At 64.6% G+C, this 20788-nt stretch carries 21 protein-coding genes and 2 tRNA genes; 9 read left to right on the top strand and 14 right to left on the bottom strand.

The features are described 5' to 3' along the window. Positions 1-17 precede the first annotated feature (17 nt). From OIK44_RS17580 to OIK44_RS17550, 7 genes are all read left to right on the top strand, one after another. Positions 18-584: an RBBP9/YdeN family alpha/beta hydrolase gene (locus OIK44_RS17580; protein WP_273672515.1), complete on the top strand. Its 567-nt coding sequence runs from the start codon at positions 18-20 to the stop codon at positions 582-584. A 98-nt stretch (positions 585-682) separates the two neighbouring features. After that, a complete protein-coding gene (locus OIK44_RS17575) occupies positions 683-1321 on the top strand; it encodes a peroxiredoxin (RefSeq protein WP_273672513.1) in 639 nt (212 codons plus the stop codon). A 191-nt stretch (positions 1322-1512) separates the two neighbouring features. Further along, on the top strand, positions 1513-2379 hold the full coding sequence (gene cysT, locus OIK44_RS17570) for a sulfate ABC transporter permease subunit CysT (protein WP_420213858.1): 867 nt from the start codon (positions 1513-1515) through the stop codon (positions 2377-2379). Further along, on the top strand, positions 2376-3263 hold the full coding sequence (cysW, locus tag OIK44_RS17565) for a sulfate ABC transporter permease subunit CysW (protein ID WP_273672512.1): 888 nt from the start codon (positions 2376-2378) through the stop codon (positions 3261-3263). The genes cysT and cysW overlap by 4 nt, the downstream gene beginning before the upstream one ends. Positions 3264-3265: 2 nt before the next feature. After that, complete coding sequence (locus OIK44_RS17560; RefSeq protein WP_273672511.1) at positions 3266-4339, top strand: sulfate/molybdate ABC transporter ATP-binding protein; 1074 nt, start codon at positions 3266-3268, stop codon at positions 4337-4339. 21 nt (positions 4340-4360) lie between these two features. Continuing rightward, positions 4361-5293, top strand: coding sequence for a CysB family HTH-type transcriptional regulator (locus OIK44_RS17555; RefSeq protein ID WP_273672510.1), 933 nt, complete (start codon positions 4361-4363; stop codon positions 5291-5293). 183 nt (positions 5294-5476) lie between these two features. Further along, positions 5477-7075 (top strand): methyl-accepting chemotaxis protein, encoded by a 1599-nt coding sequence (locus OIK44_RS17550; protein ID WP_273672508.1) that lies wholly within the window; start codon positions 5477-5479, stop codon positions 7073-7075. A 73-nt stretch (positions 7076-7148) separates the two neighbouring features. On the opposite strand, the gene OIK44_RS17545 is transcribed toward OIK44_RS17550, so the two are convergent. From OIK44_RS17545 to OIK44_RS17515, 7 genes are all read right to left on the bottom strand, one after another. Then, positions 7149-9554, bottom strand: a complete 2406-nt coding sequence (locus tag OIK44_RS17545) for a TonB-dependent receptor (RefSeq protein ID WP_273672506.1) — start codon at positions 9552-9554, stop codon at positions 7149-7151. A 163-nt stretch (positions 9555-9717) separates the two neighbouring features. After that, on the bottom strand, positions 9718-10356 hold the full coding sequence (locus OIK44_RS17540; protein ID WP_273672504.1) for a LysE family translocator: 639 nt from the start codon (positions 10354-10356) through the stop codon (positions 9718-9720). Between the two features lie 111 nt (positions 10357-10467). Then, positions 10468-11364 carry a class A beta-lactamase gene (gene bla, locus OIK44_RS17535; protein ID WP_420213857.1) on the bottom strand — a complete coding sequence of 299 codons (897 nt, stop codon included), beginning with the start codon at positions 11362-11364 and terminating at the stop codon, positions 10468-10470. 47 nt (positions 11365-11411) lie between these two features. Beyond that, positions 11412-12452, bottom strand: a complete 1041-nt coding sequence (locus OIK44_RS17530) for a quinone-dependent dihydroorotate dehydrogenase (protein WP_273672502.1) — start codon at positions 12450-12452, stop codon at positions 11412-11414. Positions 12453-12571: 119 nt separating this feature from the next. Then, positions 12572-13303: an arginyltransferase gene (locus OIK44_RS17525; protein WP_273672501.1), complete on the bottom strand. Its 732-nt coding sequence runs from the start codon at positions 13301-13303 to the stop codon at positions 12572-12574. An 89-nt stretch (positions 13304-13392) separates the two neighbouring features. Then, a complete protein-coding gene (aat, locus tag OIK44_RS17520; RefSeq protein WP_273672499.1) occupies positions 13393-14121 on the bottom strand; it encodes a leucyl/phenylalanyl-tRNA--protein transferase in 729 nt (242 codons plus the stop codon). A gap of 18 nt (positions 14122-14139) precedes the next feature. Next, positions 14140-14709 (bottom strand): NUDIX hydrolase, encoded by a 570-nt coding sequence (locus OIK44_RS17515; RefSeq protein WP_273672497.1) that lies wholly within the window; start codon positions 14707-14709, stop codon positions 14140-14142. A 184-nt stretch (positions 14710-14893) separates the two neighbouring features. Here OIK44_RS17515 and OIK44_RS17510 point away from each other — a divergent pair. Continuing rightward, a tRNA-Met gene (locus OIK44_RS17510) sits at positions 14894-14970 on the top strand. A gap of 181 nt (positions 14971-15151) precedes the next feature. On the opposite strand, the gene OIK44_RS17505 is transcribed toward OIK44_RS17510, so the two are convergent. Genes OIK44_RS17505 through OIK44_RS17495 form a run of 3 tightly spaced genes read right to left on the bottom strand, consistent with a single transcriptional unit; the run spans position 15152 to position 16505 of the window. Next, positions 15152-15526: a hypothetical protein gene (locus tag OIK44_RS17505; RefSeq protein WP_273672496.1), complete on the bottom strand. Its 375-nt coding sequence runs from the start codon at positions 15524-15526 to the stop codon at positions 15152-15154. A gap of 1 nt (position 15527) precedes the next feature. Beyond that, positions 15528-16004 (bottom strand): penicillin-insensitive murein endopeptidase, encoded by a 477-nt coding sequence (locus OIK44_RS17500; RefSeq protein WP_273672495.1) that lies wholly within the window; start codon positions 16002-16004, stop codon positions 15528-15530. 9 nt (positions 16005-16013) lie between these two features. After that, positions 16014-16505: an Hcp family type VI secretion system effector gene (locus tag OIK44_RS17495; protein ID WP_273672493.1), complete on the bottom strand. Its 492-nt coding sequence runs from the start codon at positions 16503-16505 to the stop codon at positions 16014-16016. A gap of 781 nt (positions 16506-17286) precedes the next feature. Between OIK44_RS17495 and OIK44_RS17490 the strand changes: the two genes are divergently transcribed. Further along, a tRNA-Met gene (locus OIK44_RS17490) sits at positions 17287-17363 on the top strand. A 64-nt stretch (positions 17364-17427) separates the two neighbouring features. Here OIK44_RS17490 and OIK44_RS17485 read toward each other — a convergent pair. The 4 genes from OIK44_RS17485 to OIK44_RS17470 are packed head-to-tail and all read right to left on the bottom strand — an operon-like array spanning position 17428 to position 20646. Then, a complete protein-coding gene (locus OIK44_RS17485) occupies positions 17428-18168 on the bottom strand; it encodes a VanW family protein (RefSeq protein ID WP_273672491.1) in 741 nt (246 codons plus the stop codon). Further along, complete coding sequence (locus tag OIK44_RS17480; RefSeq protein WP_273672489.1) at positions 18165-18842, bottom strand: class I SAM-dependent DNA methyltransferase; 678 nt, start codon at positions 18840-18842, stop codon at positions 18165-18167. Before OIK44_RS17480 ends, OIK44_RS17485 begins: the two co-directional genes overlap by 4 nt. Before the next feature lie 11 nt (positions 18843-18853). Further along, positions 18854-19759 carry a DNA-3-methyladenine glycosylase family protein gene (locus OIK44_RS17475; protein WP_273672488.1) on the bottom strand — a complete coding sequence of 302 codons (906 nt, stop codon included), beginning with the start codon at positions 19757-19759 and terminating at the stop codon, positions 18854-18856. Next, on the bottom strand, positions 19756-20646 hold the full coding sequence (locus OIK44_RS17470; protein ID WP_273672486.1) for a DMT family transporter: 891 nt from the start codon (positions 20644-20646) through the stop codon (positions 19756-19758). The genes OIK44_RS17475 and OIK44_RS17470 overlap by 4 nt, the downstream gene beginning before the upstream one ends. Positions 20647-20788 lie beyond the last annotated feature (142 nt).

Below are 20788 nucleotides of genomic sequence, written 5' to 3'. Positions count from 1 at the left end.
CGATAAGGAGCTTGTCGATGGCCTTACCTCCATTCTCGGACTACCGGGTGCTGCTCATGCCCGGTTTGTATAACAGCGGGCCGGAGCACTGGCAAAGCCGCTGGCAGCGCCTGTACCCGGGCTTCGAGCGGGTGGTGCAGGACGATTGGGACAATCCGCAGTTGCCGGCCTGGTCGGCGCGCTTCGACGAGCTGCGGGCCCGCGACAGCCGGCCCATCCTGGTCGCCGCGCACAGCTTCGGCTGCCTGACCGCCGCGTATAGCCTGGCGCGCGACCCGCGCGGCGTCGCCGGCGTGCTGATGGTGGCGCCGGCCGACCCGGACAAGTTCGGCGTCGCTGCGGCCCTGCCGCAGGGGCCGCTTCCCTGTCCGACCATCATGATCAGCAGCACCAATGACCCGTGGATGAGCGCCGACAACGCCGCGCTGTGGGGCGGGCGTTGGGGCGCCGAGGTCGTCAACATCGGCGCCTTCGGCCACATCAACGCCGAGTCGGGCCTGGGCGACTGGTTGTTCGGTCAAAGCCGCCTCAAGCAGCTGCTTGAGCTGGCGCAAAGCGCTGGCCCCCAGGCGCAATTCGCCTGAACCGCTAGGGCGGCGCGGCGGTCCACTGGCTATAGCCGTTTTTTTCAAGAGTTCTGCCTAGCTTGTTTCAATCAACCGTGTATGAAATGGAGATGACGATGACTTTACGCTTGGGTGACTTTGCCCCCGATTTTGACCAGGATTCTTCGATCGGGCCGATCAACTTCTACGACTGGTCGCGCGACTCCTGGGTGGTGCTGTTTTCGCACCCGGCCGACTTCACGCCCGTCTGCACCACGGAACTGGGGCTGACGGCGAAACTCAAGCCGGAGTTCGACAAGCGCAACGTCAAGGCGCTCGCCCTGTCGGTCGATGCGGCCGAGTCGCATAAAAACTGGATCAAGGATATCGAGGCGACCCAGCGGACCGTGGTCGGTTTCCCCATCATCGCCGATGCCGACAAGCACGTCTCCGAGTTGTACGACATGATCCACCCGGAACAGTCGAGCACGGTGACGGTGCGCTCCGTCTTCGTCATCGACCCGCAGCGCAAGGTGCGGCTGATCCTGACCTATCCGCTGAGCACGGGGCGCAACTTCGATGAAATCCTGCGCGTGATCGACGCGCTGCAACTGACCGACTCGCACACGGTGGCCACGCCGGGCAACTGGAAGGATGGCGACGACGTCATCATCCCGCTGAGCGTGCAAGACCCTGAGCTCATCAAGCAGAAGTATCCGAAAGGCTACACCGCCGAGCGTCCCTACCTGCGCCTGACGCCGCAACCGAACAAGTAAAAAACCACAGTCCCAGCCGGGGACAGACCACGATTTTCGGGAAATGTTTGTCGGAAATCGTGGTCTGTCCCCGGCTTTTTATTCAATATACGATTGTCATCTAAGCAAATGACAAATGCTTCGTTCGTTTTATAACGACGGAATGCGATTATTGCGCCTTATTAGTCGAAAATGTAATAAGGGGAGCATACATGTCTGTTGCTGCACAGCCGGTCCCGATCCAAGCCCAGGGGGCGCCGTTTCGGGTGATGCCGGGCTTTAAGCTGTCGCTGGGCTTTACCATTTTCTATCTGGCCTTGATCGTCCTGATCCCGCTGTCGGCCGTGTTCTTGAAGACTTTCACGATGAGCTGGGAGGCGTTCTGGGGCGCGGTCACGTCCGAGCGCGTGGTGGCCTCCTACCGCCTCAGCTTCGGCGCCTCGCTGATCGCCGCCGCCATCAATGTCGTCTTCGGCGGCATCCTGGCCTGGGTGCTGGTGCGCTACACCTTTCCCGGCAAGCGCATCATCGACGCCCTGGTCGACCTGCCGTTCGCCCTGCCCACCGCCGTCGCCGGCATCACCTTGACGGCGCTGTATTCGTCGAATGGCTGGTTCGGCAAGTTCATCGAGGGGACGCTGGGGCTGAAGGTGGCGTTCACGCCCGTCGGCGTGGTGGTCGCGCTCACTTTCATCGGCCTGCCTTTCGTCGTGCGCACCGTGCAGCCGGTGCTGGAGGACGCCGAGCGCGAGCTGGAGGAGGCCGCCGCCAGCCTCGGCGCGAGCGCCCTGCAAACTTTCGTCCGCGTGGTCTTTCCGACCATCCTGCCGTCGCTGCTGACCGGCTTCGCGCTGGCCTTCGCGCGCGCCACCGGCGAGTACGGTTCGGTGATCTTCATCGCCGGCAATATGCCGATGGTGTCGGAGATCACGCCGCTGTTCATCATCACCAAACTGGAGCAGTACGATTACGCGGGCGCCACGGCGATCGCCGTCGTGATGCTGGTGGCGTCCTTCCTGATGCTGCTGTCGATTAATCTGTTGCAGGCGTGGACACGCGGCAAGTCGAGGAAAACATGAGTACACCTAGCCCCGCCACCGCGCCGCGCCGCGGCGCCGCCACGCTGGAGCCGCTGTGGGTGCGCGGCGTGCTGATCGCCGTCGCACTGACTTTCCTGACGCTGTTTTTGTTCGTGCCGCTGGTGGCCGTGTTCGCCGAAGCCTTCAAGAAGGGGTGGCAGGCGTATCTGGCGGCCATCGTCGATCCGGATGCGATCTCGGCCATCAAGCTGACGGTCATCACGGCCGCCATCGCCGTGCCGCTGAACCTGGTGTTCGGCGTGGCCGCGTCCTGGTGCATCGCCAAGTTCGAGTTCCGCGGCAAGAGCGTGCTGCTGACGCTGATCGACCTGCCGTTCTCCGTCTCGCCCGTCATTTCCGGCCTGATTTACGTGCTGATGTTCGGCGCCCAGGGCTGGTTCGGCCCGTGGCTGCAGGCGCACGACATCAAGATCTTGTTCGCCGTGCCCGGCATCGTGCTGGCGACGATCTTCATCACCTTCCCCTTCGTCGCGCGCGAGCTGATTCCGTTGATGCAGTCGCAGGGCAACGAGGAGGAGGAGGCCGCCATCGTGCTGGGCGCGTCCGGCTGGAACACCTTCCGCCGCGTGACCTTGCCGAACATCAAATGGGGCTTGCTGTACGGCGTGATCCTGTGCAATGCGCGGGCGATGGGCGAGTTCGGCGCCGTGTCGGTCGTGTCCGGCCACATCCGCGGCGAAACCAACACCATGCCCCTGCAGGTGGAGATCCTGTACAACGAATACAACTTCGCGGCCGCCTTCGCCGTGGCGTCGCTGCTGGCGCTGCTGGCCCTGCTGACGCTGGCCCTGAAATCCTTGATCGAGTGGCGCCTGCACGAGAATGGCGCCGACGATTCCGCCTTACGTTCCACGGAGCACTGAGCATGACGATCGAAGTCAAAAACATCCATAAACAGTTCGGCGATTTCGTCGCCCTCGACAAGGTGTCGCTGGCCTTTCCGGCCGGCGAGCTGACGGCGCTGCTGGGGCCTTCCGGCTGCGGCAAGACGACCTTGCTGCGCATTATCGCCGGCCTGGAGCATCCCGATTCCGGCCAGGTGTTGCTGGACGCGGAAGACGCCTCGGCGCGCCATGTGCGCGAACGCCAGGTCGGTTTCGTGTTCCAGCATTACGCGCTGTTCAAGCACATGACGGTGTTCGAGAACGTCGCCTTCGGCCTGCGCGTGAAGTCGCGCAAGGAGCGCCCGTCGGAGGAGCAGATCCGCCGCAAGGTCAAGGATTTGCTGGAGCTGGTGCAACTGGACTGGCTGGCCGACCGCTATCCGCCGCAGTTGTCGGGCGGCCAGCGCCAACGCATCGCGCTGGCGCGGGCGCTGGCGGTGGAGCCGCGCGTGCTGCTGCTCGACGAGCCCTTCGGCGCGCTCGACGCCAAGGTGCGCAAGGAATTGCGGCGCTGGTTGCGCCGCCTGCACGATGATTTGCATGTGACCAGCATCTTCGTCACCCACGACCAGGAGGAGGCGCTGGAGGTGGCCGACCAGGTGGTGCTGATGAACAAGGGCCGGGTCGAGCAACTGGGCGCGCCCGAGCAGGTCTACAACCACCCGGCGTCGCCGTTTGTGTACGGCTTCCTGGGCAATGTGAACCTGTTCCACGGCCGCGTCCACGAGGGCGTGATGGCCACCGGCGACGCCAGCTTCGAGGTGCCCGACCACGCCGGCGTGACCGACAGCAAGGGCATCGCCTATGTGCGGCCGCACGATCTGGAAATCGACCGCTACACGCCGGGCGCCGAGGGCATCGTCGTCAAGCTCAGCCGCGCGCACGCGATCGGCCCGCTGGCCCAGCTCGACCTGCAGCGCGTCGACAACGCCGAGTTGATCGAGGCGGTGATGTCGAACGAGCGTTTCGGCCACTTGCAGCTGAAGGAGGGGGAAACGCTGGTGGTGCGGCCGAAGCGCCTGCACGTGTTCGTCGAGCCCGCCGCGCGTCAATGATTTTTTAAAAGGGATTTGGCAATGAATTTTCAGCAATTACGTTCGATACGCGAGGCGGCGCGCCGCGGTTACAATCTGACCGAAGTGGCAAATGCGCTGTTTACCTCGCAGCCTGGTGTAAGCCGCCAGATTCGCGAACTGGAGGACGAGCTGGGCGTGGTGATTTTCGAGCGCAACGGCAAGCGTCTGACGGGGCTGACCGAGCCGGGCAAGGGCATCCTGAAGATCGTCGACCGCCTGCTGATCGAGGCGGAGAACCTGCAGCAGGCCAGCCTGGAATACAGCGGCCAGACCAGCGGCACGCTGTCGGTGGCGGCCACGCACACCCAGGCCCGCTACGCCTTGCCGAAGGTGGTGCAGGGCTTCCGCAGCAGCTTCCCCGACGTGCGCATCGCGCTGCAGCAAAGCGCGCCCGAGCACATCGCCGAATGGGTGTTGTCGGGCAAGACCGACATCGGCATCGCCACCGAGGGCTTGAGCCAGTTCCCCGACCTGGTGTCGTTCCCGTGCTACCGCTGGAGCCACCTGATCGTCGTGCCGGACGGCCATGCGCTACTGTCGCGCGGGCCGATCCGCCTGGAAGACCTGGCGGAATTCCCCTTGATTACCTACGACCGCGGCTTCACCGGCCGCGGCCACATCGACGACGCCTTCGCCAAGGCCGGCGTGCAGCCCGACATCGTGCTGACGGCGATGGACTCGGACGTCATCAAGCAGTACGTCGCGCTGGGCCTGGGCGTGGGCATCGTCGCCTCGATGGCCTTCGACCACGGCCGCGACAAGGGCTTGCGCGCCGTCGAAGCCTCGCACCTGTTCGCCGCCAACACCACCCGGCTGGCGGTGCGCCGCGGCGCCTACCTGCGCGCCTACGCCTACGAGTTCATCCTGCAGTTCGCGCCCGAGCTGAGCCGGGCCGACATCGACCGCGCGATGAATGGCGAGGAAGCCGTCTGAATCCGGTGTAAAGCAGTAGTTTGTAGCCATTTACTGATTGTGAGCAAGGCGGCTTAGCGCCTTGCCCGTTACAACTGCCGATGTAGCCCGGCTTGCGCTGCGCCAAGCCGGCTGGCCCGTCACACCGAACCGTAGCGCAGCATCCAGATTCGAAGACGAAGGTTTTGACACCGGGAGCGAAGAATGGGCATCGGGAATTGGAAAATCGGCACCCGCCTGGGCGCCGGCTTGGGCGTGGCGCTGTTGTTCATGGTGGCCATCGCCGCGGTTGGCATCAGCAATCTTGGCACCCTCAACGCTGGCACCGACGATCTGGCCACCGACAAGGTGCCCAAGGTGATACAGGCTTATGAAGCGGTGGGCGGGGTCAACGATATCGCCCGGGCGATGCGCAATGCGGTGCTGTCGGCCGATCCGGCCACGGTGGCCAAGGAACTGGCCCGCGTCGAGGAAAAGAAAGCCGAGATCGACGCCAATCTGGACAAGCTCGGCAAGCTGATCGCCGACGACCTCGACCCGCAAAGCAAGAGTCTGTACCAAGCCGTGACCGAGGCGCGCGAGCGCTATCTGGTGGTGCAGGCGGGTTTCCTGACGCTGTCAGTCGCCGATGGCAAGCGCGAGGCGGCCGTCACCTATCTGCTGAGCACGGTGCGCAAGGAGCAGAGCGCCTACCTGGGCGCCCTCGGCGCGCTTGTCAAATACCAGACCGAGGCCGTGGCGCAGGCCAACGCGGCGGCGCTGCAAGCCTACCGCAGCGCGCGTAACACGATGATATTGATGACAGTGATTGCCACCGGCCTGGCCGGCGCCGTGGTGTACCGGCTTGCGCGCAGCATCACCACGCCGATCAACAGCGCCGTCGGCCTGGCGCGGGCGGTGGCCGGCGGCGATTTGCGCACGCGCATCGACTGTAGCGCCGGCGACGAAACCGGCCAGTTGCTGCGCGCGCTGATGGCGATGAACGACAGCCTGGCCCACACCGTCGGCCAGGTGCGTTCCGGCAGCGACACGATCACGACGGCATCGACCGAGATCGCCAGCGGCAATCTGGACTTGTCCAGCCGCACCGAGCAACAGGCGTCGAGCCTGGAGGAAACCGCGTCGTCGATGGAGCAGCTGACGTCGACCGTGACGCAGAACGCCGAGAACGCCAGGCAGGCCAACGCGCTGGTGCTGGCGGCTTGCGCCTCCGCCGTCCAGGGCGGCGAAGTGGTCGGGCAGGTGGTCAGCACGATGAGCTCGATCAAGGACAGTTCCGGCAAGATCGTCGACATCATCGGCGTCATCGACGGCCTGGCCTTCCAGACCAATATCCTGGCCTTGAACGCGGCCGTCGAAGCGGCCCGGGCGGGCGAACAGGGGCGCGGCTTCGCCGTCGTCGCCAGCGAGGTGCGCACGCTGGCGCAGCGTTCGGCCACGGCGGCGCACGAGATCAAGGCGCTGATCGCGCACTCGGTGGCGACCGTCGAGACGGGCAGCAAGCTCGTCGACGAGGCGGGCACGACGATGGACGGCATCGTCGCCGCCGTCAAGCAGGTGGCCGGCATCATGGGCCAGATCGCGGCCGCCAGCAGCGAGCAAAGCGCCGGAATTGCGCAAGTGAATCAGGCGATCATGCAGATGGATGATGTGACGCAGCAGAACGCCGCGCTGGTGGAGGAGGCGGCCGCGGCCGCGCAAAGCTTGCGCGACCAGGCCGAGTTGCTGACCCGGGCCGTCAGCGTGTTCAAGCTGGCGAACCGGCCGCCGCAGCTGGCGCGCCCGGTCCTCCCGGGCGGCTAAACGCGGCGGCTGGCTCCCGGCATGTTGGGGGCTGGCCGCGGCTTTTGTTCAAAGTGTCCCAGCCCGTCGCCGCTTACCAGGCGTAGCCCGCCTTGGCATAGAAATAGCGGCCATTGAAACCGTTCGGCGCGAACACGCTGTACGGCTGCGTGCCGCCCAGGTTCAGATTGTTTTGCGACGTCACCTGATCCGGATAGCGGTTGGTGAGGTTGTCGATGCCGGCCGACAGCTTCCAGTTCTTGCCCAGCTTGACGCTGCCCGACACGTCCAGCACCCATTGCGCGCCATAAACCTGGTCGATCGCCGCGTTGTTTTGCGGCACGGTGAAGCTGCCGTAGCGGGTCACGCCGCCGCGCGCCGTCCAGTCGCCGGCCGTGTAGTCGGCGGCCAGGCTGAACTTGTCTTTCGGCGAGCTGACGGTGACGCGGTTGATGGTTTGGCGGTCGATCAGCAGCAAGCCGTTGGCGCTCAGCAGCGCCGGGTTGTCGGCCACGTGCTGCACCGAATTCTTGTTGCGGTTGTAGGCCAGCGTCACGTCGACCCTGTCCTTGTCGCGCAAGTCGATGCGGTAGGTGCTGACCACGTCCACGCCCGTGGTGCGGGTGTCGACGGCGTTGGTGAAGTAGCGCGCCGCGCCGACGGTGGCGCCCTGCGCCGCCAGTTGTTTCTTCAAGCCGTCCTTGAGCACCAGGTTCGACGAGAACAGGATGCGGTCGTCGATGTCGATGCGGTAGACGTCGACCGTCGTGCTGAAGTTGCGGCTAGGCTGGAATTGCACGCCCAGGCTCAGGTTGCGCGCCTTTTCCGCCTTGAGCGGCTGGGCGCCCAGGGCCTTGGCCGCCGCGCTGTTGACGGCGAAGGTGCCCGTCTCGATCGGCACGTTGTCGTTGCCGACGGCGAAGAAGTTGGTGGTCGTGATCGTGTAGAACTGCTGCGCCAGCGACGGCGCGCGGAAGCCGCTCGACGCGGTGCCGCGCAGCGACACGGCGTTGTTGACGGCGTAGCGGGCGGACGCCTTGGCCGAGGTGGTGTTGCCGAAGTCGCTGTAACGCTCGTGCCGCAGGGCGACGCCGCCCGACAGTTGCTTGCTCACTTCCGCTTCCAGGTTCAGGTACAGCGAGGTGTTGTGGCGGCTGTTGCTGCTGGCGTTGGCCGGGCGGAAGCCGCTGAAGCCGGACGAGCCGCTGCCGTTGTACGAGGCGGCTTCGCCGGCGCCGATCTCATAGCGCTCGCGGCGCGCCTCGGCGCCGATGGCGACGGTCAGCGGGCCGCTGAAGGCGGCGATGGGGAATTCGCGGGCGACGTCGAGGTTCAGCAGCGTTTGCGTGTTTTTCAGTTCGCCGGCGTAGAAGTGGGTCGGGCTGGCCGCGCCCAGCGACAGGTTGGCGGTCTGGTCCAGCTCCAGGTGGAACAGATTGCTACCGTGGTTGAGGCTGGCGTCCCAGCGCCAGCCGGCCGTCTCGCCGCGCAGGCCGGTGACGATGGACTGGTCGGTCAGCTTGCTGTTTTGCAGCGGCAGGAAGCCTTCCGGGAACAGCGGGGTTTGCAGCGCGCCGCCGAGGTTGAAGGCGGGGCGCCAGGTGGCGGCGCCCGAGGTGTCGCGCTGGCCGTAGCCGGCGAAGGCGTACCAGTCGATGTCGTCGCTGAGGCGGTATTGGCTGTTGACGAACAGGCTGCGCGGTTTGCTGCTGGCGTCGCCGTAACGCTGGTTGATCTTGCCGAGTTTGCCGGGCGCGTTCAGTTTGTTGACGTCGACGCCGGCGCGGTTGGTCGGGTCGCGGTCGATCAGTTCGGCGGCGACGCGCACCCAGCCCTTGTCGCCGAGGGCGAAGCCGGTCGAGCCGCGCAGCGATTTCTGCTTGCCGTCGCGTTCCTGGTAGGCGCCGAAGCCGGCTTCGATTTCACTGCCGGCCGCGCCTTTTTTCAGGATGATGTTGATGACGCCGGCAATGGCGTCCGAGCCGTATTGGGCGGCGGCGCCGTCGCGCAGCACTTCGATGTGGTCGATCGCCGCCAGCGGGATGGCGTTCAGGTCGACCGGCGCCGAGCCGCGGCCCTGGGTGCCGTTGACGTTGACGACGGCCGAGGTGTGGCGGCGCTTGCCGTTGACCAGCACCAGGGTCTGGTCGGGCGACAGGCCGCGCAACTGGGCCGGACGCACGGCGTCGCTGGCGTCGGCGCCCGTCGGGCGGGGGAAGTTGACCGAGGGCAGCAGGCGGCCCAGCACGGTGGCCAGCTCGGTCGAGCCGGTGCTTTGCAGTTCGCGCGCGCCGATGATGTCGATAGGCGATTCGGAGTCGGCCGTGCGGCGGTTCTTCGCATAGGTGCCGGTGACGACCACCGATTGCAGCTCGCCGCCGGCCGTGTCCTGCGCCAGCGCGCCGGCCGGCATGCCCAGGGTGGAAAGCAAGCCCGTCAATAGCAGGGTGCGGGACGCTTGCGCGGGGATTTTCTTACGGCGTTGTTGGCGTGAGCTCATCGGGAATCGTCTTTTCAGTGAATGTCATCGGTGCCGGCAGGACGGGTTGGCCTTGCCGCAGGGGAGGAGCTTAACCGTCCGCCAATGTTTCTCATACGATTTGTTTTGACTATGCATATGCCAAAATCCCGGTGCAGGCGTGGCCCCTGGGGCGAACGCCTTGTCAGCCAACCTTGCGGTGTTCGCTGGCGAGACGGATTGCGAGGCCCGCTAAAACAAAGCCCATCACATATCGCTGTATCGTTAGCCACTTGGGATTACGCTCAAACCAGGCGGCCAATCTGGCCGCTGACAGAGCAATTGCAAGATTTACGCTAAAGCTGACGGTGATTTGAGCGATGCCCAGCTGAATACTCTGCAAGAACAATGAGCCGTGCTCGGGGGAGACAAACTGGGGGAAAATTGAAAGGTAGAACACGGCGATTTTAGGGTTCAAGACATTCGTCATGAATCCCATCAAAAACAGTCTTTGTGGCGAATCTACGGGAAGGTTGCGAGCTTCAAATGGCGACCGCGCCCCCGGCTTGATGGCTTGCCATGCCAAGTAGAGAAGGTAGGCAGCCCCCGCCCATTTCAGTACTTCGTATGCCAGCGGCACTGCCAAAAAGAGGGCTGTCAGCCCCGCCGCAGCTGCCAACATGTGCACGAGAAAACCGGCAATGACACCGAAGAGTGAAATGACTCCCGCCTTCCTGCCTTGGCAAATTGACCGTGAAATGAGATAAATCATGTTCGGCCCTGGCGTGAGAACCATTAGCAAGGCTGCGCCAGCGAAGAGCATCATTTCGTTCAAGGGGACCATCGAATTTCCTTTTGTCTGAGCGAGGCAATCTTATTGAATCGGGGTTGCGGAACCGTCGCCGGTCCCGCCAGGTCGACTTGCAGCGGGCTTATGGCCGCGCTGCCCAAATAATTACGCCAGTGCGGCCGCCACGATGCGGGTGGCGGCCGTGATGATGTCCTGGTTGGTCGGCGCATTCTTTTGCTCGCGCGTGTAGTACACGGCAATTACCAGCGGCGCGCCGCTTGGCGGATAAGCGACGCCGATATCATTGACGGTGCCGTAGGCGCCTGATCCCGTCTTGTCGGCGACGCTCCAGCCGGCAGGTACGCCGGCGCGGATGCGTTTGTCGCCGGTCGTATTGCCGCGCATCCAGGTTTCCAGCTGCTGGCGCTGCGGTGCGGGCAGTGCATTTTCCAGCAATAATTGCTGCAGGCTGTGCGCCATCGATGCGGGGCTGGCCGTATCGCGCACCTCGCCAGGAATGGCCGTGTTCAATTCCGTTTCCCAGCGTTCCAGCTGGAACACCGTATTGCCGATGCTGCGCATATACGCCGTGACGGCTTGCGGGCCACCCAAGATTTTCATCAGGAAATTCGCCGCGCTATTGTCGCTGTATTGCAGGGCGGCGGCGCACAACTCGGCCACGCTCATGCCGTCCTGCAGCTGTTTTTCCGTCAGCGGCGAATACGTGACCAGTTCCTTGGCGCTATAGCGGATTCTTTTTTCCAATAGCCCGCTTTCGCTGGCGCTGCGTGCCAGCACGGCGGCGGCCAGCACAGCCTTGAAGGTGCTGCACATGGGGAAGCGCTCGTCGGCCCGGTGCGCGATGCGTGCGCCGCCGTCCGTGCGCCAGGCGGAAACGCCAAGACGGCCGCCTGCCGCCAGTTCCAGCGCGGCCAATTGTGTTTCGGCCGCGGCGATGGACGTTGCGGCGGGCGCGGCAAACAGCAGCGGGGATGGGCACAGCAGGGCGGTGCCGGCGGCGATCAGGTAGTGGCGGCGGGAGTGATGCAGTGATGTCGTCATGTTCGTTTTCTTGTTGGAAGTGAAAAGAGGGGCTAGTCGCCGCCCCCTTATTTGGCGCGCAGCGCGGCGGCGCAGTCGCGCACCAGCGCCGGGCCGGCGTAGATCAGGCCGCTGTACAACTGCACCAGTTGGGCGCCGGCGTCCATCTTCACCTTGGCGTCGGCGCCGCGCATGATGCCGCCCACGCCGATGATCGGCAGGGCGTCGCCCAGCTCAGCCTTGAGCAGGCGGATGACCGTGTTGGACAGCTCGAAGACGGGCGCGCCGGACAGGCCGCCCGCCTCGGCGCCGTGGCGCATGCCGTCGACGGCGCTGCGGCTCAGCGTGGTGTTGGTGGCGATGACGCCGTCGATCTGGTGGCGTATCAGCGAGTCGGCGATGCTCTTGACCTGTTCGCCGTCCATGTCGGGGGCGATCTTCAGGGCCAGCGGCACGTAGCGCTTGTGCCGCTCGGCCAGGCGCGCCTGCGCGTCCTTGAGTTGCGCCAGCAGCGCGTCGAGTTCCGAGGCTCCCTGCAACTGGCGCAGGTTCTTGGTGTTCGGCGAAGAGATGTTGACCGTCACGTAACTGGCGTAGGGATAGACTTTTTCCAGGCAGTGCAGGTAGTCCTCGGCCGCGCGTTCGATCGGCGTGTCGGCGTTCTTGCCGATGTTCAGGCCCAGCACGCCGGCGCGCCGCTGGTAGAAGCTCGACGCCTGCACATTGGCGACGAAGGCGTCGACGCCGCCGTTGTTGAAGCCCATGCGGTTGATGATGGCGTGCGCGGCCGGCAGGCGGAACATGCGCGGCTTCGGATTGCCCGCTTGCGCGCGCGGCGTGACGGTGCCCACTTCGATGGAGCCGAAGCCGAGGTCGGCCAGCGCGTCGATGAAGGCGCCGTCCTTGTCGAGGCCGGCGGCGAGGCCGACCGGGTTCGGGAAGGTGATGCCCATCACGGTGCGCGGATCGGCCTGGGGCTTGCTCACCAGGCGGGTCAGGCCCAGCGCGGCGGCGCGCTTCAGCGCGGGCAGGGTCAGGTGGTGGGCCGCTTCCGCGTCCATGGCGAACAGCAGGGGGCGGGCGAGGGAATACAGTATTTTTTCGGACATGGGGCACTCTTGGTTGAAGCGGGCGCCGCGTGCGCGGTGCGCGTGGGGTGCCGGCCCGCTGTGGATTTCCGGTATTTTACAGCGCGCGCCGGCCTTGCGGGAGGGGCGGCGCCGGCCGCTTACGTGCCGGCCAGCGGGCTCCAGGCGCCCTTGACGCGGGCTTCCAGCGGTTTGAAGTTGATTTTGTAGGCCATTTTCTGGCTTTGTTTGATCCAATAGCCGAGGTAGACATAGGGCAGTTGCAAGTCGGCCGCCTGGGCGATCTGCCACATCACGTTGTAGGTGCCGTAGGACGCGCCGGCCACGTCCGGGTCGAAGAAGGTATAGACGGACGACAGGCCGTCGGCCAGCACGTCGATGATGCTGACCATGCGCAGCGTGCCGTCGGGCTCGCGGAATTCGACCAGGCGCGTGTTGACGCGGCTTTGCAGCAGGAATTGCGCGTACTGGTCGCGGCTGTCCTGGTCCATGCCGCCGCCGGCGTGGCGCGTGCTCTGGTAGCGCAGATACAGTTCGTAGTGCTCGTCGAGAAAGGCCAGCGTGGCGACGCCGGCCTGCAACGGCGCATGCCTGGCCCAGGCGCGGCGCTGGGCGCGGCTGGGCGTGAACGCGGCGGCGACGACGCGCACCGGGATGCAAGCCTGGCAGCCGTCGCAATACGGCCGGTAGGTGAAGATGCCGCTGCGGCGGAAGCCGTTCCTGACCAACTCGGAGTAGACGTCGACGTTGATCAAATGCGAGGGCGTGGCGACCTGCGAGCGGGCTTGGCGCCCGTCCAGGTAGCTGCATGGGTAGGGCGCTGTCGTGTAAAACTGCAGCGTCGAAAAGGGCAGGTCGTTAAGGTGCGTCATGCACGTCCTATCTGCGCGGTGGCAACGGCGGGCTATACCTGTTTTGTATCATATTCTGTTTGCGCCCGTCCAGCGTCGCCGCAATGAATTTATGCCGCGGCCGCGAAGGGCGCGACCGGTTGCCACGCGGCGATCTGCGGCTGGTCGATGCTGGCGTCCAGGTGGCGCAGGAAGCGCTCGCGCGAAATCGGCGCCGCGCCCAGCGAGGCCAGGTGTTTGGTTTCCTGCTGGCAGTCGATCATCGTCACGCCCTCGCGCCGCAGGAAATGGACCAGGTAGGCCAGCGCGATCTTCGAGCCGTCGGTGACGCGGGCAAACATCGACTCGCCGTAGAACATGCGGCCGATCGACACGCCGTAGCAGCCGCCGACGAGCTGGCCGTCCAGCCACAGTTCCGCCGAGTGGGCGTAGCCGAGCCGGTGCAGGCCGCTGTAGCCGGCGACGATCTCGTCGGAGATCCAGGTGCCGGGACCATCCCGGCGCGGCGCCGCGCAGGCCCGCATGACGGCCTCGAAATCGCTGTCGAAGCGCACCTGCCAGCGGCCGTCCGTGGCGGCGCTGCGGGCCACCTTGCGCACGGCTTTTTTCAGGCTGTCGGAGACGCGCAGGTCCGCCGTCATCAGCACCATGCGCGGGTCGGTGCTCCACCACAGGATGGGCTGGCCCTCGGAGAACCAGGGAAAGATGCCGCGCCGGTAGGCCGCCAACAGGCGTTGCGGCGACAGGTCGGCGCCGGCCGCCAGCAGGCCGGGCGCGTCCGTGGTGAGCGCCTGCGACACATCGGGGAAGGGCGTGTGGGGATCGAGCCAGGGTATCATCGGCGGGTGTCGGCTTGCTCAGAGGTCGCGCATGGGCCGGTCGATGTCGCGGGTGTGGAAGCCGTAGCTGCCGCCCTCGCGCATGCTGGCCCGGTCGGCGAAGAATAGTTCCAGCGTGGTGCGGATCGTCGGGAAGGCCAGATCGTCCCACGGGATGTCGGCCTCGCCGAACAGCTGCACTTCCAGGCTTTCGACGCCGGGCGCGAAGTCGAGGTCGCGCAGGCGCGCCAGGTAAAACATGTGGACCTGGTGCACGTGGGCGACGTTGAGCAGCGAGAACAGGCGGCCCAGTTCGATGTTGGCGCCCGCTTCCTCCTCCGTCTCGCGCAAGGCCGCGTCGGAGGTGGTTTCATTGTTTTCCATGAAGCCGGCCGGCAGCGTCCAATAGCCGTAGCGCGGTTCGATGGCGCGCTTGCACAGCAGGATCTGCAACTGGCCGTCCCGCTCCCAAACCGGAATCGATCCGATGACCATCTTCGGATTTTGGTAGTGGATGGTTGCGCAATTGACGCAAACATAGCGCGGACGGTTGTCCCCCGCCGGGATCGACAACTCGACGGGGTGGGCGCATTCGGAGCAAAATTTCATGGGGCTGGGGCAAAAGTCAATTTAATGCTTACTTTACACCGATTGCGGGGTGTGCGGCGTGTTCGGCATGCCGCCCTGCGGCAGATCATGCGTGGCGGCAGGTCGGCTGAGGGGCGGTGGCTGCTATTGTTGGCGATTTTTGGATAGACATTGCCTAAGTTTGCGAACTGTCATATAATTCGTCTGCGGGGTGGAGCAGTCTGGCAGCTCGTCGGGCTCATAACCCGAAGGTCACAGGTTCAAATCCTGTCCCCGCAACCAAGAATTCGTTTCATGCAGTATCAGCAAGTGCATAAAGCCGCAGATCTCATAGGAGAGTGCGGCTTTTTTCGTTTCATGACGTGTCAGTGCGCGCATTGACAGCCCGGTAAAAATAGGGGGGGCATCTGGCCTTCCACTGTAAGTATTGCCCTTACTGCGAGGCATCGACACTGCGGGACAGTTAACAACTCACGGTAGGAATGCTCGCGCCGGTCAGAAGGTTGATCCCGATCCAGCACCGATAGCCCTTTTCACCCGCCTTCGCGTTAAAGGTGCACTGGACACCTTCCTTGTCGCGATCCCGGTCGCCTTTTTCTTGGCTACAACTAGGGTGACTGTCCGGGCCAATAGAATCGAATATTTCCTTCGCCGCTAGGCCTTCAACCGCGATGGTCATCGTGCGCATGGCCGCTGTTGGTGCTTCACGTTCCGACAGCTCGCCGGCATAGATCGTATAGGTCGCGTGAAGTGGTTTCCATGCCCCTGACCATTCGGCAGCATACGCAATCGAGAACAGCGTGGTCGCGCCGAATGCTAGCGCGGTGATCTTCCGCATATTAACCTCGAACCTGGACGTGAAAATGGTTGTCGTGTTTGATCTTCTTCATCACGAATGGAATGTCCGGTCCATTGAAGTAGATCACGACAACAGGAGCGAAGACTCGAAACAGTTCGATCAACCTTGCCGTCGCGTCCTTGTCATACTCTGCGTCCATCCAGGTAACCGGGAGCTGAAGTCCGTCCTTGCGCATCGGGCGCACGTCAACCTCCAAGCCACTCATATGCGTCCTGTGGTCCTTGTATGCGGGTCCGCCGGCCAGGCTGATATCGCCGACACCAAATTTGCGATTGTCGATGGCTTGCCATTCCCGCTCTACCCGCAGGATCGCGGTTAGCATTGAAGCGTGCGCGTACTGGTATGCGCCGTGGCTTGGCTTGCCGTTCAGTTGACCGTAGACATAGTAGCCCGCGTCGGCAGGAGCCTGCGGAAGCATGAAGTAGTTGCGTGAATCCTTGGGTTGAACTTCGAGCATGGCCTCTCCTTACGCGATCTTGTTGGCCGACAAGTCCCAGCCTCCGGCGGTGTTACCGCCCGTGCCGCCACCAATTTTCTGCTGGGTATATTTCCACTTGACGCGAGAGAATTTCAGACCGATGTTGTCATGCAAGACGCTGCCTTCGTGCACGACCTGATCCATGCTTCCTATCAGCACGTTTTCCAGCTCGACTTCGTAGTATTTGATGGGTTGACCATTGCCGTCGGCCCGCATGAATTCGAGCTTTGCTTTTGGAATCGTGCGGCCCATCGAACAGGTTTGCATCAGGATTGGCGAGGCCAGATCCGCGAGTTTGGAGACCGACAGGTTTCGATGCTCGCACCTTTCGGCCGTATGGCCTCCGCCTGTCGATGCTGTCGCGCTTTTGGGCTGCGTCACGCCCCAGTGGGCGGAGGATAGCTCAATCCAGCCCTGATGGGCCGAGTCGGCCGATTCGCCCTTGATGCCGTCGATTTGCAGATAGACGTCGATTGCCATGATGCCTCCGAAAATGGTTGTGGGAGTAGCAAAGGCATTGTTGCTTGGTAGTTACAAGAAGGGATTGGGGTGCGTCAAGACAATCGCAATAACTTGTATGGATGAAAATTGAACGAAAACGTCTTAGAGGTCCGTATCGCGCCGCCGGCTACTTGATGCGCGTCGTTGTTGGTCGCGGCCGTTGCTCCCATTCCTCTGGCGAAATAACATTGACGACATTGATTGTCGAGCCGGTTGTTTTCAGCTCGTAGGGGATGCGGACGTTGGAACCTCGGAAGTCCTTCTTGTTGCGGGTGACGATGTTCAGCTTCTTGATCCACGCTGTCGCGATGATGATCGCATCTGGTAAGGCGATTTTCTTCGAGCCCAGGCGCCGACTTTCCGAACGTATGCTGGCTGCCTTGAGTGCGTCGATCAGTATGTTGGTATTGAAGGTATGTTGGTATTGAAGAGTACTAACGCCATTCGGCTCTCATTTCACGCTGGCAATCAAGCCCGTCGGCGGGGATATCCGTACGGTTCGCCCACAGGCCGGCAATCGTCTTGAGCGCGGACAAGCGACGGCGACGACGCGCCTCCGGCGTGTCTTGCGCGGCAGGCTCGTCTGTGATGGCCGGGGTGGCAGTATGTTGGTCTGTCGGGCGTTTAAGAGTTGCCATAACGAACCTCCATTACAGTATGCGTATCGAGACAAGTGTAGTGCATCCCGCAAGCGCTTGCCGGAATCTATTTAAATCCGAGCTGCCATTGCGCAATGCAACAGGGGCCTATATAATACGTCTGCGGGGTGGAGCAGTCTGGCAGCTCGTCGGGCTCATAACCCGAAGGTCACAGGTTCAAATCCTGTCCCCGCAACCAAATACGCAAAACCGTTGATACTTCTGGGTATCAGCGGTTTTTTCGTTTTTGCCTTGCCATATTTCTACAAGGCTAAACCCGGTCTTTGCTCGTAGCAGGTTGTGGTGTGCGGTTTTGTGTTCACCACGGTGTTGACCGTGACGCGGCTGCCCGCGACGGGTTGGCGCAGGAATTCGACGGCATACTGCGGCAGCGCCGCGCGAGCATGGACCCGGCCAATCAATTGGCCGTCGCGCAGCAGGCATTCGAACATCACGTCGGCGCCGTGCGGATTGGCGAGCCGCAAATCTTTGAAGCCCCACACCACCGTCGCATCGGCGCCCAGCGGCGTGTAGCGCTCGCCTTCCCGATAGATGTCGACGCTGTGCGGGTGGCGCTCGGCGATGACGAGGCCGCTCAATAGTCCCAGGTGGTAGATCAGGCTGGAGAGCTGGCACAGGCCGCCGCCGATTTGCGGCACCAGTTTGCCATTGACGAGATTGCGGCCGGCCAGAAAGCCCTTGCGCTTGCTCGGTTGCTGGACCAGGCGCCAAAACGACCAGGTCTGGTTCGGCGCCAGCACCGACAGGTGGATGCGTTGCGCGCCGAGCGCGAGATTGGCCAGCTTGTTTTCCAGCAGGCTGCCGGGCAGCACTGCTTGCACCAATTCCACATGCAAAATGTAGCCGGACAGGTCGGCGCTGCCGCGCGTATCCGACCAGCGCACCTTGCCCTTCCTGTCGCGCCAGCGGCGTCTGGCCTGCGCCACCGTTTGCCGCAGCGATAGCGGGACGAAGGGACGCAGCAAGTCGCGCAGGGACGTCACGCCTGGCGCTCCAACTGATACACATGGTAGGACGCGTAGCGGCCCAGCGGGCTGCGGCCGATCAGGGCGTCGAGCCGCCGCAACAGCGGCCGGGCAAAGGCGGGCAGGCGGTGGATGGGGAAGAACAGGATGCCGCGGCGGCCGACGATGCGCCAGGCCGGCCCCGCCCACGCGGCGATGTCGGCCCGGGTCGCGGCCGTGCCGCCGTGCCAGCCGCTCGGCTTGCGCCAGTTCAGCGCGCGCCTGTGTTGCGAGGGAATATCGAGGATGAAGATGCCGCCCGCCGCGACGATGCCGGCAACGGCGCGCAGCGATTGTTCGATCACGGTTTTGTCCAGATGCATGAAGACGTGGAAGCACGTCGCCGCCCGGTAGCGGCTGTCGCCGGCGACGCCGAGGTCCGGCAGGCTGGCCTGGATCAGGCGGCGGTCGGGAAATTTCGCCGCGGCGACCTTGAGCATTTCGGCCGAGGCGTCGGCGCCCGTCATGGCGAAGTCGAGCAGCCGGCCCGTGCCGCAACCGAGGTCGATGGCGGCCTCGGGCGGGACGGCCGCCAGCCACGCGGACAGGATGTCGCGTTCCTGCCGGTCGAGGTAGCGGCCGTAGGAGTTGCCGAAGCGCTTGCTGTCGTAGTCTTGCGCCAGTTTGTCGTAATAGTCGTGGATGCTTTGCATGTAGCGGTCATTTATTCGTGCGGGCGCTGGTGCAGGCTGGCCCACAGGTGGGCCGCCAGCATGGTGCGGTGGGGCCGGTATTGCGCCAGCCATTGTTCGGTGCGGGCGATGTCGGGTTTGACTTGCTCGTCCAGCAGGTGTTGCAGCGCGGCGCGGATGGCGACGTCGCCGTGCAGCGAGCAGTCGGCGTAGCCGTAGCCGCGCAGCAGGCCGTAGTTGACGGTCCACGGGCCGATGCCTTTGACGGCCAGCAGCGCCGCCGAGACGGGGCCGACGTCGCCGGACGGCGGCTGCGCCAGGTCGAGCGCGCCGGCGTCGACGAGGCGGGCCAGCCGCAGCAGCGTGTCGGCCTTGGCGCGCGAGAATTTGCGGCTGGTCAGGTCGTCGGCGTCGAGGCGGGCGACGTCGGCCGCCTCCGGGTAGCACCACAGGCCGCCGCTGTGCCGGCGTCCCGCCTGCAGGATGAAGGTGCGGCGCAGCGCGATGGCGAAGGGCAGGTTGATCTGCTGGCCGATGATGGCCCAGGTCAGCGCCTCGAAGGCGCTGGCCGACTGGACGATGCGCAGGCCCGGCTGGGCGGCGACGAGCGGGCCGACCAGCGGGTCGTCGCGGGTGAAGGCGGCGAAGGGCTGCGGGTCGATGCGCAGGCCGAGGATGCTGCGCAGCGCCCCGTCCACTTGCGCGCTGGCGGCGGCCGACAGCGCGCTGTCAGCGCGCACGGTGCAGGCGGCCGTGGCCGCGCCGAAGGCGATGTCGAGTTCGACGGCGGCGCCGTCCAGCAGCACGCCCTTGCGCAGGCTGGCGGGGCCGACCTGTTCGGCGACGCTTTCCGTGTCGCGGCTGTGGAAGGCCAGCACGTCCTGCAGGCGGTAGCCCGGCGGCAGCGCGATCGTCAGCTGGCGCGTCTTTGCGCTCATGCGGACGCGGATTTGCGCAGCCACGACAGCGAAGGGCGCAAGCCCGTCACCAGGGCCGTGCCGACGATGACGATGGCCGAGCCGGCGATGGTGTACCAGCCGATGACTTCGCCGAGGAAGAGGCAGCCCCACAGGATGCCGAAGACGGGAATCAGGAACGTCACCGTCAGCGCCGACGTGGCGCCGACGTCGTGGATCAGGCGGAAGTACAGCAGGAAGGCGACGCCGCTGCACAGCACGCCGAGGGCCAGCACGGCCGCCATCACGCCGGCGCTGGGGCTGGCCGGCGCCGGGAAGAAGGGCAGCGCCGGCAGCACCATCAGCGTGGCGGCCCACATGCTGCCGTGGGCGTTGGCGAACGGTTCGACGGCCTGGGCCGATTTGGCGTAGTTGGTGGCGATGCCGTAGCAGAAGGCGGCCAGCAGGCCCGCGCCGATCGCCAGGCCGGCGCCGTCCTGCGCCGAGACGGTGTCGAAGCCGACCAGCAGGGCGACGCCGCCCAGGCCCAGCAGCAGGCCGAGCAGGGTGCGCGGCGCCATCGCCTTGCGGGTCCAGATGGCGGCGATCAGCGCGCCCCAGATCGGCGAGGTGGCGTTGAGCACGGACAGCACCGAGGCCGACAGGCTTTTCGCGGCGAAGGCGTAGAGCAGGAAGGGCAGGGTGGAGTTGAAGAAGCCGATGATGAGGAAGTGTTTCCAGTGGCGGCGCAGGCCCAGCGGTTTTTTCAGGGCGAAGCCGACGGCGGCCAGGAACAGCGCGGCGAAGCCGACCCGGTACTCGATCAGCACGGCCGGCCCCAGCACGGGTGCGCCGATGCGCATGAACAGGAAGGAGGCGCCCCAGATCGCGGCCAGGAGGATGAGTCTGAGGAAGTCGGCTGCTTTCATCTGTATTTCTTTCTAGTGCGGAAGGTCGATTGTGCCGGCGGCGGCGCCGCGACGCCATCCGCTTCTTGCTATTGTATTGTTGTCCCGGCGCGCGGCGCGCGGCGGCCTTCCCGCGTCGGGCAAGACCCAGGCTCAGGCATCG

The organism is Janthinobacterium fluminis, assembly GCF_028595325.1.
Taxonomy (GTDB): domain Bacteria; phylum Pseudomonadota; class Gammaproteobacteria; order Burkholderiales; family Burkholderiaceae_D; genus Janthinobacterium; species Janthinobacterium fluminis.
The sequence above is the reverse complement of the archived record's forward strand: the minus strand, read 5'-3'. Positions and strand labels throughout refer to the sequence as shown.

What these genes read in the sequence shown, in the direction of transcription:
- OIK44_RS17580 (WP_273672515.1), top strand. Translation starts at nt 18, where the DNA reads ATGGCCTTACCTCCATTCTCGGACTACCGGGTGCTGCTCATGCCCGGT.
- OIK44_RS17575 (WP_273672513.1), top strand. Translation starts at nt 683, where the DNA reads ATGACTTTACGCTTGGGTGACTTTGCCCCCGATTTTGACCAGGATTCT.
- cysT (WP_420213858.1), top strand. Translation starts at nt 1,513, where the DNA reads ATGTCTGTTGCTGCACAGCCGGTCCCGATCCAAGCCCAGGGGGCGCCG.
- cysW (WP_273672512.1), top strand. Translation starts at nt 2,376, where the DNA reads ATGAGTACACCTAGCCCCGCCACCGCGCCGCGCCGCGGCGCCGCCACG.
- OIK44_RS17560 (WP_273672511.1), top strand. Translation starts at nt 3,266, where the DNA reads ATGACGATCGAAGTCAAAAACATCCATAAACAGTTCGGCGATTTCGTC.
- OIK44_RS17555 (WP_273672510.1), top strand. Translation starts at nt 4,361, where the DNA reads ATGAATTTTCAGCAATTACGTTCGATACGCGAGGCGGCGCGCCGCGGT.
- OIK44_RS17550 (WP_273672508.1), top strand. Translation starts at nt 5,477, where the DNA reads ATGGGCATCGGGAATTGGAAAATCGGCACCCGCCTGGGCGCCGGCTTG.
- OIK44_RS17545 (WP_273672506.1), bottom strand. Translation starts at nt 9,554, where the DNA reads ATGAGCTCACGCCAACAACGCCGTAAGAAAATCCCCGCGCAAGCGTCC.
- OIK44_RS17540 (WP_273672504.1), bottom strand. Translation starts at nt 10,356, where the DNA reads ATGGTCCCCTTGAACGAAATGATGCTCTTCGCTGGCGCAGCCTTGCTA.
- bla (WP_420213857.1), bottom strand. Translation starts at nt 11,364, where the DNA reads ATGACGACATCACTGCATCACTCCCGCCGCCACTACCTGATCGCCGCC.
- OIK44_RS17530 (WP_273672502.1), bottom strand. Translation starts at nt 12,452, where the DNA reads ATGTCCGAAAAAATACTGTATTCCCTCGCCCGCCCCCTGCTGTTCGCC.
- OIK44_RS17525 (WP_273672501.1), bottom strand. Translation starts at nt 13,303, where the DNA reads ATGACGCACCTTAACGACCTGCCCTTTTCGACGCTGCAGTTTTACACG.
- aat (WP_273672499.1), bottom strand. Translation starts at nt 14,121, where the DNA reads ATGATACCCTGGCTCGATCCCCACACGCCCTTCCCCGATGTGTCGCAG.
- OIK44_RS17515 (WP_273672497.1), bottom strand. Translation starts at nt 14,709, where the DNA reads ATGAAATTTTGCTCCGAATGCGCCCACCCCGTCGAGTTGTCGATCCCG.
- OIK44_RS17505 (WP_273672496.1), bottom strand. Translation starts at nt 15,526, where the DNA reads ATGCGGAAGATCACCGCGCTAGCATTCGGCGCGACCACGCTGTTCTCG.
- OIK44_RS17500 (WP_273672495.1), bottom strand. Translation starts at nt 16,004, where the DNA reads ATGCTCGAAGTTCAACCCAAGGATTCACGCAACTACTTCATGCTTCCG.
- OIK44_RS17495 (WP_273672493.1), bottom strand. Translation starts at nt 16,505, where the DNA reads ATGGCAATCGACGTCTATCTGCAAATCGACGGCATCAAGGGCGAATCG.
- OIK44_RS17480 (WP_273672489.1), bottom strand. Translation starts at nt 18,842, where the DNA reads ATGCAAAGCATCCACGACTATTACGACAAACTGGCGCAAGACTACGAC.
- OIK44_RS17475 (WP_273672488.1), bottom strand. Translation starts at nt 19,759, where the DNA reads ATGAGCGCAAAGACGCGCCAGCTGACGATCGCGCTGCCGCCGGGCTAC.
- OIK44_RS17470 (WP_273672486.1), bottom strand. Translation starts at nt 20,646, where the DNA reads ATGAAAGCAGCCGACTTCCTCAGACTCATCCTCCTGGCCGCGATCTGG.